Annotated in this window: 14 protein-coding genes; 3 read left to right on the forward strand and 11 right to left on the reverse strand. The window is 66.4% G+C overall.

From position 1 onward, the window contains the following. The first annotated feature begins 851 nt into the window (after positions 1-851). Positions 852-1,169 carry a hypothetical protein gene (locus ACLJOO_RS28900; RefSeq protein ID WP_410790571.1) on the forward strand — a complete coding sequence of 106 codons (318 nt, stop codon included), beginning with the start codon at positions 852-854 and terminating at the stop codon, positions 1,167-1,169. Positions 1,170-1,385: 216 nt separating this feature from the next. On the opposite strand, the gene ACLJOO_RS28905 is transcribed toward ACLJOO_RS28900, so the two are convergent. Continuing rightward, positions 1,386-1,520, reverse strand: coding sequence for a hypothetical protein (locus ACLJOO_RS28905; RefSeq protein WP_410790572.1), 135 nt, complete (start codon positions 1,518-1,520; stop codon positions 1,386-1,388). A gap of 299 nt (positions 1,521-1,819) precedes the next feature. On the opposite strand from ACLJOO_RS28905, the gene mobF reads away from it, so the two are divergent. Both mobF and ACLJOO_RS28915 read left to right on the forward strand, forming a co-directional pair. Next, positions 1,820-5,383: a MobF family relaxase gene (gene mobF / locus ACLJOO_RS28910; RefSeq protein WP_410790573.1), complete on the forward strand. Its 3,564-nt coding sequence runs from the start codon at positions 1,820-1,822 to the stop codon at positions 5,381-5,383. A gap of 591 nt (positions 5,384-5,974) precedes the next feature. After that, on the forward strand, positions 5,975-6,178 hold the full coding sequence (locus ACLJOO_RS28915; RefSeq protein ID WP_410790574.1) for a hypothetical protein: 204 nt from the start codon (positions 5,975-5,977) through the stop codon (positions 6,176-6,178). A 134-nt stretch (positions 6,179-6,312) separates the two neighbouring features. On the opposite strand, the gene ACLJOO_RS28920 is transcribed toward ACLJOO_RS28915, so the two are convergent. From ACLJOO_RS28920 to ACLJOO_RS28965, 10 genes are all read right to left on the reverse strand, one after another. Continuing rightward, positions 6,313-6,552, reverse strand: a complete 240-nt coding sequence (locus ACLJOO_RS28920) for a hypothetical protein (RefSeq protein ID WP_410790575.1) — start codon at positions 6,550-6,552, stop codon at positions 6,313-6,315. Beyond that, a complete protein-coding gene (locus ACLJOO_RS28925) occupies positions 6,549-6,794 on the reverse strand; it encodes a hypothetical protein (RefSeq protein WP_410790576.1) in 246 nt (81 codons plus the stop codon). The genes ACLJOO_RS28920 and ACLJOO_RS28925 overlap by 4 nt, the downstream gene beginning before the upstream one ends. 93 nt (positions 6,795-6,887) lie before the next feature. Beyond that, complete coding sequence (locus ACLJOO_RS28930; protein ID WP_410790578.1) at positions 6,888-7,265, reverse strand: hypothetical protein; 378 nt, start codon at positions 7,263-7,265, stop codon at positions 6,888-6,890. After that, a complete protein-coding gene (locus ACLJOO_RS28935; protein ID WP_410790579.1) occupies positions 7,262-8,794 on the reverse strand; it encodes a type IV secretory system conjugative DNA transfer family protein in 1,533 nt (510 codons plus the stop codon). Before ACLJOO_RS28935 ends, ACLJOO_RS28930 begins: the two co-directional genes overlap by 4 nt. Positions 8,795-9,011: 217 nt before the next feature. Beyond that, positions 9,012-10,415, reverse strand: coding sequence for an ATP-binding protein (locus tag ACLJOO_RS28940; protein WP_410790580.1), 1,404 nt, complete (start codon positions 10,413-10,415; stop codon positions 9,012-9,014). Further along, positions 10,412-11,851, reverse strand: a complete 1,440-nt coding sequence (locus ACLJOO_RS28945) for an SCO6880 family protein (protein WP_410790582.1) — start codon at positions 11,849-11,851, stop codon at positions 10,412-10,414. Before ACLJOO_RS28945 ends, ACLJOO_RS28940 begins: the two co-directional genes overlap by 4 nt. Then, positions 11,848-13,050 carry a hypothetical protein gene (locus ACLJOO_RS28950; protein ID WP_410790583.1) on the reverse strand — a complete coding sequence of 401 codons (1,203 nt, stop codon included), beginning with the start codon at positions 13,048-13,050 and terminating at the stop codon, positions 11,848-11,850. The genes ACLJOO_RS28945 and ACLJOO_RS28950 overlap by 4 nt, the downstream gene beginning before the upstream one ends. A 12-nt stretch (positions 13,051-13,062) precedes the next feature. Beyond that, the gene (locus ACLJOO_RS28955; RefSeq protein WP_410790584.1) at positions 13,063-13,389 is read right to left on the reverse strand and encodes a DUF6112 family protein; all 327 of its coding nucleotides are present in this window, start codon (positions 13,387-13,389) and stop codon (positions 13,063-13,065) included. Then, positions 13,386-13,931 carry a CHAP domain-containing protein gene (locus tag ACLJOO_RS28960; protein WP_410790585.1) on the reverse strand — a complete coding sequence of 182 codons (546 nt, stop codon included), beginning with the start codon at positions 13,929-13,931 and terminating at the stop codon, positions 13,386-13,388. The genes ACLJOO_RS28955 and ACLJOO_RS28960 overlap by 4 nt, the downstream gene beginning before the upstream one ends. Then, positions 13,928-14,701, reverse strand: coding sequence for a hypothetical protein (locus ACLJOO_RS28965; protein WP_410790586.1), 774 nt, complete (start codon positions 14,699-14,701; stop codon positions 13,928-13,930). Before ACLJOO_RS28965 ends, ACLJOO_RS28960 begins: the two co-directional genes overlap by 4 nt. Between the last annotated feature and the right edge of the window lie 21 nt (positions 14,702-14,722).

Consider the following 14,722-nt stretch of genomic DNA (forward strand, 5'->3'; position numbering starts at 1 on the left):
TCCATCGGCGGCGCGCGCCGTCGGCCGGAGGATGGATCCGCCCGACTCAAGGATTCGAGCGCGATTTGGCGCTGCGCCTCCTTGGCCCGGCAGACGAGCACGAGGACTCCCGCGCAGAGACCGCCAGCCGCCAGCACTACAACGACCGCGGCCCAAGGACCCGAAGTAGCCATCGCGCCAGCAGCCAGCACCTTTTCCTGCCTACCGGCGAGTGTAGGGGGCACGCCCTCTACGTCGTCGGTCCCCCGGCACGGTTGGGTTTCCCCTGGAACCAACCGGGCGGCGACCAGCAGTCCCATCTCACCCCCTCCCCAAGTAACCTCGTCAGAATAGATCGACAAGGGGCATCGGTCACCCATCCACGTCCGGAAACTCGATATCGGCGGCCGGACGGGTATCTTGCATATCCAACTGCTCTGCCCTCTGCCCTATCGAGTTGACCTGGCCTTACGAAGCGGCGATCGAGTCGATGCGCTACGAGGGAGACGCGGGAAGCCAGTACTTCCTCTATCGAGTCGCTCTCCGACCAGACCTCAGAGTCGCCTCGGTACCGCGACGAAGCAGCGAAGATCATTCAATCGCAGATCCGCCAGGCTGGTGTTCCTGCCATTCGATACCTGAACGTCTACGAGGCTCCTGGAATCGATCTCGCTAGCCGTGTGCCGAGGCACCATCGAGAGCGTCCAGGAAATGCAGATCCCTGTGCCCGGCCTCGCTACGGCGGAGCGCGACGACCCAGTGGATGCCCGGGGGACAACGCGGCTTCCGCTTGAGGCAACATCCGCAAGGCCGAGGCTCTGGGCGTCAGCGTCAAACTAGAGCGGGCAGAAGCCAGCTTCGATTCGTCGAACGTGATCCTCGGCGAGACAGTTCCAGAGGTCATCGCGGCGGAAGATGAACGGCCGAGAGCGATCGCGCCCGCATCGGCGCCTGGGGACCCCGACGTCGACCAGTCCCAAACCATTCGTGCTACTGCTCACCTCGAAGGTCAGACGATCGTGGCTGCTGACGCCGACGTCGCACGGGCTATGGGCACGGTCGACAATGCACTGGCTGCAACGGGTTCGGACGAGGTTCGGCCCGAGATCCTCGCCGACCGCGAGCAGATGGAGGAGATCTCTTCCACCGTGACGGGCGCCTCGGCGCTGGTCGGCGAATATGGGCTCTGACCTGCGGTTTTGTCTGTCATCGACAGTCAGCGCTGACCAGGGTTTGTCAGCGTTTCACGGAGCTGTGACGGATGAAGAACTTGCCGCCAAGAACATTTCGAGAACGTAGGGCCGTGTGCTAGTCGCTCGTCGGGCCTATCGCCATCCCGCCAGTCGCGACGATCACCAACGTCGAAGCTGCGAACCCCGCGGCCTGGATGCTGTCGTACGGGGTTGTCACGAAGTCGCCGATCGAATCGCCGGCTCCATCGTCACGACCTCGGCGAACACGATCACGGCACCCCGGAAAAACGAGGTGCAGCTCGCCGGCACCAGCCAGAAGCCCAGTCCGCCGACCTCGCTCGTACTCAAGTCGGCGGCTCCGTGCGACGTCGACGGCGAGCTCCGGCTGCGTCGGCCTTGTCGACCTTAGACATCGAGGACGGCATCGGCTTTGCGACGCCAACTGGCGCGCTCCCGACACCCTGGTTGAGAGATCAAGTACATAGGCACGGCGACCAGACCTGTGCAGATTCAGTACCGGCACACTTCTGGCACTTGAGGAGCTAGTCGGCGTGCGCGACCGATTCAGCCGTCGCACCGCCGTTTCGTTGAGCGGCTATGGAACGTCCGAGGTATCGCGCGAAGAACGCTCCGAGTGATGAGCGGCCATGCTGAGCATCCATCGGTTGACCGCTGGAGATGGCTACAAGTATCTGCTGCGCCACATCGCATCTGGAGACGTCGACCGCCGGCTGGCTACCCCGTTGACAACCTACTACACGGCGTCCGGGTACCCGCCCGGCCGATGGATGGGCAGTGGCCTGAGCGGGCTCGCCGCCGGGCAACTTGTCCCGGGGAGTGAGGTCAGCGAGGAGCAGATGGCTGCGCTTTTCGGCCGCGCCCAAGACCCGCTGACCGGCCACCCGCTGGGTCGTCCATACCCAACTTTCAAGACCCCGTCGGAACGGATTCAGGACCAGATCCGTGCCCTCGACCCACGCCTGAGCGAGACCGAGCGAGAGGTCGAGATCGAGCAAATCCGGAAGCGCGAGATGCGCCGGAAGACGCAACAGGCGGTCGCCGGGTTCGATCTCACTTTCTCCCCCGTCAAGTCCGTTTCTGCCCTCTGGGCGACCACCGATGTCGGCACTCAAGAGCAGATCGTCGCCGCGCACCACGACGCGATCCACGACGTTCTGGAGCTGATCGAGCAGCACGCGGCGTTCACCAGAACAGGCGATCACGGCGTTGTCCAACTCGACGTACGAGGCCTGATCGCCGCCGTGTTCGACCACTGGGACACCCGCAGCGGCGATCCCCAACTCCATACCCACGTCGTGGTCGCCAACCGGGTTCAGGGTCTGGACGGTGATTGGCGCACGCTCGACAGCCGGACTCTGCATCGCTCGATCGTCGCGATGTCAGAGATCCACAACGTCTTCCTCGCCGACAACCTGAGCCGACGACTCGGCGTGAACTGGGAGCTCCGCGAACGAGGAAGCCAGCGAAACCCAGCGTTCGAAATCGACGCCGTACCCGACGAACTGATCCGAGAGTTCTCCGCCAGAACTGAACAGATCGAGAGCAACCTGGCCGCACTTCTGGACGAACGCGGCGACCACATACATCCACCCAACCGCCGCGAGATGTACGTCCTTCGACAGCAAGCCACACTCATGAACCGCCCGCCGAAGCACCTGGCCAGACCGCTCGCAGCACTCATGGCACAGTGGCAGACCCGAGCTGACCACGCCATCGGGTCCGACGCGGTCGTCGCCATCCAGCGCTCACTCGAACAGGCCGGGAACCGTCTGTTGGCCGCCGCAGATCTTAGCCCCGAGGCCATCGAGGCGTACGGCGCCGCAACCGTCCTCACGATTCAGGCCAAGCGCGCGACCTGGAACCGCTGGAACCTCCTGGCGGAAGCCGCGCGACAAACCCGGCTGCTCCGCATCGTCTCGGCCAACGAACGGTTCGCCGTACTCCAATCCATCGTCCAGTGCGCCGAAAACCACTCGATCAGCCTCAAGGCACCCGACCTCGTCTCAGCGCCAGTGACGCGAGCCAACGGCGAGAGCGTCTTCACGATCCAGAACGGCCAGATCTACACCTCGCCCGTCATCCTCGGCGCAGAGTCCCTCCTACTCGAGCTATCTCGAGACTCTGCAGGACCAACCATTCCGGCACCGCACAGCGCCGGCCTGAGCGCCGACAAGGTCCGAGCGCTTCACCGGATCGCGACGAGCGGGCAGAAGCTCGAGGCTCTGGTCGGGCCTGCCGGGACCGGCAAGACCAGCCTCCTTTCTGCCCTCACGACCAGCTGGGAACTCACCCGTGGCGAAGGATCTGTCATCGCGCTGGCCCCGTCCTCGGCTGCGTCGACCATCCTGTCCGACGCGATCGGCATGCCCACCGAGAACATTGCCAAGTGGATCTACGAATCCGCCGGCCTCGGCGCCGAACAACGCCGCGACATCATCCAACAGACCGAGTACGCCGCCAACCTCGCCCACCGCAACCGTCGCAAGCGCCGCCACCAGCGCCTGATGACCCAACTAGCGGCGCTGCACGCAGACCACGACAGGTGGAGCTTCCGCGCCAACCAGCTCGTCATTGTCGACGAAGCCTCCATGGCCAGCACCATGGAACTGGCGACCCTCGCCCGCGCTGCCAACACCGCCGGCGCGAAACTCCTCCTGGTCGGCGACGACGCCCAACTCTCCGCGGCCGATACCGGCGGCGCCTTCCGCCTCATCGCCCAAGACACCCAGGCGGCCGAACTCACCGACGTCTGGCGCTTCACCAACCCCTGGGAACGCGACGCCAGCCTCGCACTGCGCGTCGGCGACCTCACCGCCGTGGACGTGTACGACGACCACCATCGGCTCACCGCAGGCTCATCAGAGGCGATGGAAGACGCTGCCTACAAGGCATGGCTCGCCGACACCCGAGCCGGCCGAACCAGCCTGCTCATCGCCGCCGACAACGCCACCGTCGCCCGGCTCAACGCCCGCGCGCGCCTCGACCGCATCACCACCGGCGAAGTCGAACCCGACGGCATCGAACTTCACAATGGCAACCACGTCGGCCTCGGCGACCGCATCGTCACCCGCCTCAACAACCGCCGTCTCCGCCTCGGCACGGCAGGTTTCGTCAAGAACGGCGACCAGTGGACCGTCATCCACCGCTGGCCCGACGGCTCCCTCACCGTCCAAAACCACACTGGCGAGACCGTGACCCTGCCCAGTGCCTACGCGCAGGAATCCGTCGAACTCGCCTACGCCACAACGGCCCACCGAGCCCAGGGGGCGACCGTCGACACCGCCCACCTCGTCGTCACCGAGCACCTGACCCGAGCCTTGATGTACGTCGGCATGACGCGCGGCCGCGACGCCAACACTGGGTACGTCGCGACCCATCAGACAAGCCCTGACCTCCACGAACCGCACCCCGAACAGACTATGCAAGACGTTCTCGAAGCCGTCTTCAACGATCCAGGCGTCGAACAATCCGCCCACGAGGCCATGCGCCGAGAACTCGACAACGCCACCCGCCTTGATCGCCTCGTCCCGATCCACGAACACCTCTGCCAACTGGATGCCACGATGCGATATCGGCGAGCAATCGCCGCCTCCGGTCTCGGCCCAACTGACCAGGCCGCGCTGCAGGCGTCCCCCGCGTACGGGGCACTCATCGCGCAACTCCGCCGGGCGGAGAACGCCGGCCTAGGTGTCCCTGCGCTACTTCGGCGAGCGGTCACTCAGGCATCGATGGCCGACGCCAATGACCTCGCGGCGGTTCTTCACTCCAGAATCGAGCGTCTCGTGGTGAGGTCTCGGGGCCGCATCGGATCACCAGAGATCGCCAGCCTCATCGTACCGGCAACACACATCGGCGACCCGAGCCTGATCGCCCCACTCCGCGAGCTCGAATCCCAGATCGCCCAACGCGCTGATTGGCTGGCAGCGAAGGCCGCAACCGAGCAACCTCTCTGGTACCAGGAACTGGAGCGATCGTTGCCTGCAGCCACGGGACTCGTGCGGGAGATCGCTGCGTATCGGGAGCGGTACGGCGTGCATGACTCGGCGCCGCTCGGAGCTGCGCCCTCAAGCAACCAGATTTCCGTGCGCCGCCACTACGATCGCCTGCTGCATCAGCTCCGTACCGCGCAGGTTTCGTACGACGAATGGCCACATGAGAGCAATGAACCAACACACCAGGCCGATCGGTGACCGCGTCGACTCGGAACGCCGGCATCCTCTCCTTAGCTGCGGCCGCGGGCGAGCGCGGCTGTGGCCGCCTCAGCGATAGGTTGACCTGTCCGATCCGAGATGGACTGGAACTCTTCTGTGGGTTCACCTCGAGGAAGACGTGACGGCATTCAGGGATGAGGCGCAGGTCGATCGCTCCGCAACGAACTCCGAGCGTCGCGCAGAGTGCTCGCAGCCGATCGGCGATCTCGTCCGGAAGGACGTGTCTGGTGATACTCGCCGACGCGAGACCGGGACGGTAGTCGGTATGGAAGACCGGATCGCTTTGATCGCGGCCGCGAACACCTCGCCGTCCACGATCGTCACGCGAAGGTCCAGTGCTGCGGGCAGGTACTCCTGCAAGATCTCCCCTGTATGTCGCGCTAGGAGTATGTACGGCGTGGGTCGTGTACTGCATCATCGTGATCGGTGTCCTGCGCAGGGCGCATCGGGAGCCGGCGATGGTAGCGAGGGAGTTGCGCCCGGCGAGCGGGAACGCCAGACAGTGCTCTAAGCGGCAAACGGCCCGGACGATCGAGGCGAGACGCACTAGGCCGCGGTGCGGAAGCCAAGGTGATCGCCGTCGAACAGTACGCCGAACGCGTCGCCGGCAATGACGTGGCGTCGGCGGCGGGAACGGCCGAGCTCGACGCACCGCTCTTACGTCAACTCGACGACCTGGCACGAACGGATCTCGCGGGTGACGCCATACGGCACGAGGATCGCGTCCAGCTCTCCGACTGTGCCCATGAGCGCCTGGAGGTAGTCCTCGTGTGAGTCGGTGGCGCTGAACATGTAATGGCCTGGCTTCTGCGGGACGTCGCGCACGCCTGTTCGGGACAGATGAGAGTCAGCTTCCGGGGCAAGGTTGCCCCTCGTGAGGGTGAACTCCACGTTGCAAGACCACTCCTTCATTTCGCTCCGTGGTTGGTGGCAGGCACGGCTGGGCCAAGTGGAACGGTCGGGTCCAGCTCGGCCTGGAGGCGGGATGCGACGGCTACGACTTCGGCGCGGGGGATCATGTCACCGGGCTGCTCGCGAAGCACCATGCGGAGGTCGAGGAGAGCGGTCGCGATGCCATCGTCCCAGCCTTTGCTGTAGCCGCGTCGCCAGGGCGTGATGCGGTCGAGGAAACGCTGCCAGCGCCTCACTTGTCGGCCCTCTCCTCGCGAGCCGCGTCGCGCTGGTAGCCGTCGTGGTAGCCGAGCACACACGGCTCCCCGGTCCCTGATGTGCCGTCGCACGACTCGTTCCACGACGCCCGGAGTTCCGGCCAACGGTGGTCGGCGGTGCTGGGATGCTCTGCGCGGTCCCGGCAACGGAGCTGATCGTTATCTTCAGGGATCGACAACGACGTACCTTCCGGTCGCTTGTTCTGAGTGGTGGACGTCATCGAATCGCCGACGTCCAGGATCAACCTTGGCTATGTCGGTGAGACATCTCGACCCCGTCCGTGGACGTTTGCGGACGTTTGCGCCGGGCCAGCTCAATCCGCGCGGACGGATCGGTGGATCGTCCGTGTGCACCCGAGAAGCGAGGTCCAGTCCCGGAGGCGGCGTACGGCGAGAGTTAGGTCTCGGTGGAAGGCGAGGGGGTCGGAGGGGGCCGCGTCGGGTTGGTAGCTGGATTCCCAGAAGGTGCGGAGGGCGGAGAGTTCTTCGACGATGGCGCCGTGGTGGGGCCAGCAGGGTGGGATGACTTTGTGGTCGAGGTTGTAGCGGGCGGTGGCCCAGGTGACCCAATCAGCGAGGCGGTCTAGTTCTTCGGTGGTGCTGGTGGGGTCGAGGTCGCGCCAGCAGACGACGTACGGGTCTGTGGGTGGGGCGTAGGCCAGTGCGCGGGCGAGGTCGTCGTCGGGGTTCATCGGAGAAGCGCGCGGCCGATGCTGTTGCGGATTCGGTCGGCATCGGGGCGGTCGGTCCACGGTGTCATGGTGAGCAGGATGGGCGGGGCGGTTCGGGCCAGGAGGACACCGGTGCCGAACGGGAGCGTGCGGATGACGTCGGGAGGGAGGATCGGGATTCGACGCGTGCTGGTGGAGGTGGTGCGGCCGCCGTCCGGGCCGCGGCTCCAGTTACGGATCTCTTCGTCGCGTTCGCCGCAGACGGCGGCGAGGTCTTGGAGGTCGCGGGGTTGGGCGGAGCCGCCGAGGATGAGGCGGAGGGTGGCGGCGTCCCACATGGCTGCTGCGGCTTGTTCGCCCCAGCGTTCGCGGGCTTGGGCGAGGGATTGGATGACGACGTGGGTGGAGATGCCGGTGCCGCCGCCGTCGGCCATCAGTCCGGGCAGGGAGGGGACGGCGCAGAGGTTCGCGATCTCGTCGAGGACGAGCGCGAGGGGTGGTTCGAGGCGTCCGCCGAGGTTGTGGGCGGCGAGTTGGCGGGCTGTTTCGGTGATGTCTTCGAGCAGGGCGGCGATGAAGGCCGAGGTGGCGCTGGCGCCCGCTCCGGTGCCGAGGAGGTAGATGGTGCCTCGTTCGCGGATGAACGAGGCGGGGTCCAGGCCCTCCCGGGCTGGTGGGTCGAAGGAACGTCGTACGGCGGGATCCGCGAGCGCCGACAAAGCGGAGCGGACGCCGGCCCAGATGGCGTCGCGGGTGCGGCCGTCCATGCGGACGATGCCGTCGAGGGTGTCGCCCCATCCTTCGGCGGCGTCATCGGAGCGGTTGAGGATCGTGACGGCTTCTGTGGCGGAAGCTGGTTCGAGGCTCCAGCGATAGAGCTGTTCGATGCCGGTGTCGTCGAGGGCGGCGGCGTGGAGGAGTCCGCGGAGGGCCATTTCGGTTTGGCCGTGCCAGAAGGCTCCGTCGGTGACGCCGCCTTTGGTGAACCCGGCGCCGGCGGCGAGGCCACTGGCGCGAACCATGGCCGTCGTCGGGTTCTCGCAGCCACGTACCGGTGACCAGCGGATGCCTTCCGCTCGGCCGAGACCTTGTGGATCGAATACGGCGACGGGTCCGATGTCGCGGCGGAGCTCGAGGGTGGCGGCGAGGTTGTCAGGCCGGGTCGAGGTGGTGACGACAGCGCCGGGTGCGTCGATGATGCCTCCGATGATCTGGTGGAGCCCTTTGCCTGACCGAGGCGGGCCGACATCGATGCGTGAGTCCTCGACGGATGCCCAGCACTCGCGGCCGCGGGAGTGGCCGAGCAGGGTGCCGACCTCGACCGGCGACCTCGTGGGCGCTTGCGGGCGGGCCGAGAGTCCTCGTCGTACGACCTGGCGACGGCCGACCGCGGCCTCGACTTCTGCTCCGGTCGCCAGGCCGGGCCGCGCAGCCAACGCGCGTCGCCGACTCGCCTGGCTTGATCGCCGCGCCTGCCACAGCCGCACCGCTAGCAGGCCAAGAGCGAGGGGAACGGCGACGAGAACCGCGAGGATTGTCCAGTACTTCACGGGCCCAACCTCTGTAGCGGGGAGACCGAAGGCGCGGGCCGGCTCGCCAGGATGTAGGACGACCCATAAGGCGTCGATCCACTGCGACGTGACCCAACGCCCAGCCGACAGCAGACGTGTGAGTCCGCCGGCCAGATAGAAGAAGCCGGCGCAGCAAAGCAGAACTCCAACTCCGACGAAGAGGGTATCGGTGAGGTCTCGTGGTGGCTTTTGCATGTCACATCCGGGCGTCGGTGTCGAAGAGTTCGACTTCGCGGGCGTGGCGGACGAGCTGTACGACGAAGGATCGGTTTGGCAGGCGCCAGAGCGCGCGGCCTTTAGGGAGTTTCGCGATAGTGGCGATCTCGACATCGGTGAGGCCGAGGAGGCTGGCGGTGCGGGAGAGCTGGTCGGGTTCTTGCCGGAGCATGATCCTGGTGGAGCAGTCGGCGAGCAGTCCTTCGGCGAGGGCTCGGGCTTCGGAACCTAGATCGCCGACAGCTGCCAGATCGGACAGGCGGTGGACGATGAGGACGTTCGAGACGCCCCATGCGCGAGACAGCTTCCACTGCTCCTGCATGCGGCGCAGCAGCGCGGCGTCGCGCATGACGCGCCAGCCCTCGTCGTACACGATGTAGCGGTTGCCGCCGGCGGGATCGGCGACCGCGGCTTCGAGCCACGACGACGCGCAGGCCAGAGTCAGGCGAAGGGCTTCATCGTTGCCGCCACTTCCAAGCCAGGAGGAGTCGAGCGTGACCATCGGCAAGGTCGGGTCGAACTCGGTCGTCGATTGACCGTCGAACATTCCGGACAGGTCGCCATGCACGAGACGGCGGATCGCGTGGGCGACCTGGCGGCCGTCGTCGATCAGGCTGGTGGTTCTTAGGCCGGCGCGCTCAGCGAAGACCGGGTCCGGGGTGAAGAGTGCAACGACGACATCAGGAATCGTCGGCGACTCGACCTGACTGGACACCGTGTCGAGAGCCAGGTCGAGTGCCGTGTGTTCGACAGCAGCAAGCGGGCGGCCAAGCGTGGACTCGGCGAGCGTTCCCAGCAGGGCTCGGCGGCGAGACCATGCGATCCGCTGCCACTCGTCGGCCTGGACCGTTGCAGGCTTGCGGCCGGCGTCGAGCGGGTTCAGCCGGGTCGCGAGTCCAGGGCCGAGCTTGATCGTGGCTCCGCCCATCGCCTCGGCGACCGCGGTCCACTCCCCCTTCGGGTCACACGGCACGTACGCCTTGTGGCCGAGGGCAAGGGAACGAGTAATCAATGCTTTCGCCGTTGAGGACTTTCCACTGCCGATGACACCGGCAAGCAGAACGTTCGGGTTGGTGATGACGCGCCCCTGGTACAGCACCCAGGGGTCGTAGACGAACGAGCCGCCACTGAACACATCCGAACCGATGTAGGTGCCGTCAGCACCCAATCCGCCTTCGGCCAAGAACGGGTATGCGACCCGCAGCACCCTCGTCGTGGCTCGATGCGTGTCAACCAGGAGCCGCCGTCCGCGCCCGGTGCCCGACTCACCTTCGATCGCACTGGGCTGCCGCCTCGCAGGTACGTCGTACGTCGAGCGCCTGTTCGCGCGCCTGGTCGCGCGGTCGGCGCCTTCGCTCTCGTAGTACACCGAGTGTCGAGTCATCCGAGCCCCACCCCGAACGGCAGAGCCCCAGCGATGAAGCCCTCCAACTGCTGGCCAACCAGTCGGCGCAAATCGAGAAGCGCCTGCGTGGCCGCGATCTCGATCTCCATGCAGGCGTCGTCGAGCGCCTCCTCGTTGTCGGCTGAGACGACGAGCAGGCCGAGCCAGCGCACGTCCCCGTGGCCAGCTGCTAGGTCGCGCTCGCGTTGCGCCACGTCGGCGTCGAGCTGGCGATCCTGCTCGGTCTCCAGCTGCCCGATTCGTGAGCGCGTGGCTCGATCGCTGACGCGCTCAACCTGGTGGCGTCGTGCGTCCCGTAGCGCTTTCGCCATCGGGATCGGCTGCAGTACCAGCGTGAACGTACGGCGGATGCCTGGCCTCAGCAGCAGCGGGCTGAGGAACGACGGCGTCGCGCGGATCCGCGGCCACTCGGTAATGACGTACACGCGGTGAAGAGAGGAGTCTGTCCTCAGCCGATCCCAGGTCGCGTCGACCGCCAGCGGCCCGGCATCGACCGCGTCGAGGTTCTGCGGGCTCGGGACTGTCCGCGTCGCTGCCGGGTCAAAGGCGGTACGCAGGCTGGAGGCGATGTCCCCAGCGCTCAGCCAGGCACCGGCCACTCCCGCGGCAGCGAGCGACGTCTGGAAGGCGCGTGCCTCGGACTCCAGGACTGCGGCGGCACCGATCAGGCCGCCGCCGTGTTTGCGGACCTCGCGCGACACGGTATCGAGGTTCACAGCAAAGCTGAATAGCGTCTCGTGCTTCGCCGCGGTCGGCGCCGCCTCCGCCAGCAAGTCGGTGTAGATCGCGCCAGCCGGCGTACGCGGATCCAGCTTCCGCGTCTTGGCCCATTGCCCGAGTTCGTCAGCAGGATCGGGGAGAGTGCGTTCCAGGATCTGCGCTCGTGCGATCCGGTTGCCCTGACACAGGCCGGCGATCAGTCGCCCGTACGCCGCAACTCGACGATCCTGCTCGTCCGCGTTCTGCAGAAGATGTGCCGGGCCTTCGATCCGCGCGACCGCGACCAGCCGCCGACGCTGCGGATCGTGCACGACACCGAACCCCGACGCAGTCGTCAGGACGCGCAGCGTGCCGCGCTCCCCCGGCAGCTGCAGGCGACCGTGCTGGCGCGGTTCGAGAACGCGAGCGCGGTATGACTGCTGACCGCGAAGCGATCTCCAGACGTGAACCGCGCGGAGGACCAACCATCGATACACCGGAAGTTCTTCTGCCCGACCAAACGCCACAGCGATGCAGGCAGATGCCGTCAGCAGTCCGCCGAGCCTCGCGATCGCGGACATCTGTGTGACGAAGGACAGAGTGACAACGCCGAGCGCTGTCAGCAACAGTGCGATCTGCACCGGTCGGAGCCCAAGCAGTACGGCGTGCTGCTCAGGCCGGGGGAAGCGGGTCGACAGCATGTCGGGAGTCGTCACCGCGTCTCACCGCCCTGACCATCGGTGTCGCCGGGACGGCGTTGCTCGTCATCCCGGTCCGCTCCTCCAGACCGATCGACCCACTCCTTAGTAGTGGACGCGGCGTCGGCGGGCGCTGTCGCCGGCGACGACTCTGGTCCGATGTCGCTCCCGGGTTGTTCCTGAGTCGAAGGACCATCGCTCGGTGTGTCGCCTGTCTTGTCGTCGTGTGACTCGTTCCCGCCGACGACGAGTCCAGACCCTGGTTGGTTGCGCGAGCCGGTGAAGTCGAACGCGGCCCAACGTTGTGCCTGTTCCATGCGTTCCTTGATCGCCGACGGGCCAGCTGCGCCTTGCTGCACGGCATACAGGGCGCTCTGCCCTTGATCGCCGGCCCAATGAATGAAGGAGTACGTCGCCAGCGGCGCGAAGGCGGCCATCGCGAACAGCAGGCTCCCGGCCAGGAACGTGCCGAGACTCGAATCGCCGGCCTGATCCGTATTGCCGATGGCAGACAACCCCAGAGTGAAGATGACGGCCATGATGATCTTCGAGAACAACAACGCACCGACGACCTCGATCCAGCGACGCAGCCAATGCCTCGTCGCTGTCCAGGTCCAGCTGGCCAGCGCGATGGGTGCCAGTACGACGAAGGCGACAAGAGCCACCTCGCGGATGAGCATCACGAAGTAGAGCGCCATCGTCGCGAGGATCGCGAACTCGATTGCCATGATCAGAAATCCGCCGTTGGTGGCGTGGTAGAGCACCCTCGTGATGTCGACGATCCGCCGAAACCCCGCAGTTGTCGCAGGATTGTGGCCAAGGATCGCGGAGGAGACCTGGTCGACCATACGGCCGCTGGCGACGACCGCCGCGATCGCGAACGGTACGCCGGCCGTCCCTAGGAGGGCTCCGAAGACCGCTGAGCCAAGCCGCGCCGGTTCGCGCCGGATCGCGGCTGCCGCGCACTGCACTACGAACGCGATGACCAGCAGCGGCAACGAGATCGTGACGATGAGATCGAGGTTGTCTCGCCACCACTGCTGGTTGAAGTCGGGCGTCGTACTGGCACTGAACTTGTTGAACACGCTGATCGCGGTGTCCGTGAGGCCCTTGGCCAGCCAGTTGGCGACAAGGTTCCAGGCCGTGCCGTCGACTGCCTCTCTGCCAGCGTCCTGCACGCATGCCACCGGGTTCAGCAGGCAATCCTTCCAAGCCATCAGCCGGTCCCCTCAGCCGATGCTGATGCCGCTGAAGAAGCGGATCAGGGCGTTGGCCGAGCCGATCAGGATCGCCGCGAACAGCGATGCAAGGACACCGGTACGGCCCTTGCTCGCGAAGTGCGCGTTGCCGTTGATGTTGCCCAGGGCCCACGCGGCCGCGGAGATGATCAGCGCGACCACGCACGACACGAGCGCGAACGTGATCGTCGCGCCGGCCAACGACCGTACTGCCGGAAGCCCTGGCAGGCCATCGGTGTTCGGCTTGACGCCCGGGTCCTGCATGATCACAAGCTGCCGAAGCAACGCACTGCCTTGAAACACGTCGATGTCCTTCACGTAGTCGAGTAGATGGGCGGTGCCCAGCCGAGGTATGTGGCTCCCCACTGGGACTCGATGAGTGCGAAGTCGACGAGGTAGACCCCGCCTTCGCCAGGGATGGTGTCGCCGATGTCGTTCGAGACGATGCGGCCGTCGCCGACGTACACCGCGACGTGGCCGTAGGGTCCGCCGGTCTCCCAGAACACGAGCGCTCCGGTGGGCGGCCGGCGGTCGCCTGGGTGCGCGTTGTTGGTGGCAACCATTTGGCGCCACTGTTCGGCGGCCGAGAAATACCCGGCGCGAGGCCGGCCCCAGATGTTCGCCGCCAGCCGGGCGCACAGCTGGTAGTAGCCATGGCCGCCGACCAGACGGAGCGCACGAGCCACCGCCTCGTCTGCTCCCGGAAGGTCACCTCCGGCGCCGGCCGGCGTCTCACAGGTGTCTTCGGTTGGGGTCGCGACGCAGGTGCCTTCCGTGCCGCCCGCGGCGAGCGCGATCGGCGCCACGAGTCCGATCGAGCTCGCCAGCAGAGCGGTCGCCAGTGTCGCTTTGACGATCACGGCGACACCTGTGATGTCGCCGACCAGAACTTGCAGGTTGGCGTACAGACCACGGCTACCGCGGCCTGCCGGTCCAGGAACTTGGTGCCGGTGTCCGTGAGGACGGTCTGCGTCCCGTGGATGACATAGGCGTGCCAGCCGGTTGGTGCCTGGCCGCGGTTGATCATCGCCTCGAGCTCCGGTGTGACCTCCGCCGTGATGCCGTTCACGACGGCGCGGGCCTCGTGCGACTGGAGCTGGTCCCACTCCGCCCATTGCGGCAACAGGCTCTTGGCGACCTGCGGCGCGGCCGACCTCGGATCGGCGAACACACTGACTGCGTTCTGCCAGTCGACATAGCTGTGCCGCGAGGTGTCATAGGTCCAGATCGCCCGGGCATAGGCGATCGCGAAGTCGTGCGGATCGGTCGTCGTCGGTCGCGCCCAGGCCTCGAGCTGCCTCGGCGCCTCGGCGGAGTAGGTCGTGCCGTCCGAGTTCGACGTACCGCGCGTTTCGTCTGGGCTCTGCCAACGCGCGACCAGCATGGCGATCAGCGCAGCCACGCCGACGACAGCCAGGATCGCGACCGCAACCCTGGACCGGCTCGATGACTTCACAGGCTTTCCTCTCGTGGAGATCTCGGTACGGCGTAGCGCCGCGGACCCGACGGCTGCCACCAACTGCGGAACGATCCACGCCGCTACGAAGATGTGGGAGGCGAGTTTGAAGGGCGCCAGGCAGCACTGAACGAACAGGTGATGGCTGGGCGGCCGGAGGTAGATGTTGGTCATGCCGGGTCTCAACGGTTGAGC

Source organism: Kribbella sp. C-35 (assembly GCF_046549195.1).
In the GTDB taxonomy this organism is placed as follows: Bacteria; Actinomycetota; Actinomycetes; order Propionibacteriales; family Kribbellaceae; genus Kribbella.

Bases quoted from the DNA above. Each gene is read 5' to 3' on its own strand.
- ACLJOO_RS28930 (WP_410790578.1), bottom strand. From the start codon at position 7,265: ATGAACCCCGACGACGACCTCGCCCGCGCACTGGCCTACGCCCCACCC.
- ACLJOO_RS28940 (WP_410790580.1), bottom strand. From the start codon at position 10,415: ATGACTCGACACTCGGTGTACTACGAGAGCGAAGGCGCCGACCGCGCG.
- ACLJOO_RS28965 (WP_410790586.1), bottom strand. From the start codon at position 14,701: ATGACCAACATCTACCTCCGGCCGCCCAGCCATCACCTGTTCGTTCAG.
- ACLJOO_RS28950 (WP_410790583.1), bottom strand. From the start codon at position 13,050: ATGGCTTGGAAGGATTGCCTGCTGAACCCGGTGGCATGCGTGCAGGAC.
- ACLJOO_RS28925 (WP_410790576.1), bottom strand. From the start codon at position 6,794: ATGACGTCCACCACTCAGAACAAGCGACCGGAAGGTACGTCGTTGTCG.
- mobF (WP_410790573.1), top strand. From the start codon at position 1,820: ATGCTGAGCATCCATCGGTTGACCGCTGGAGATGGCTACAAGTATCTG.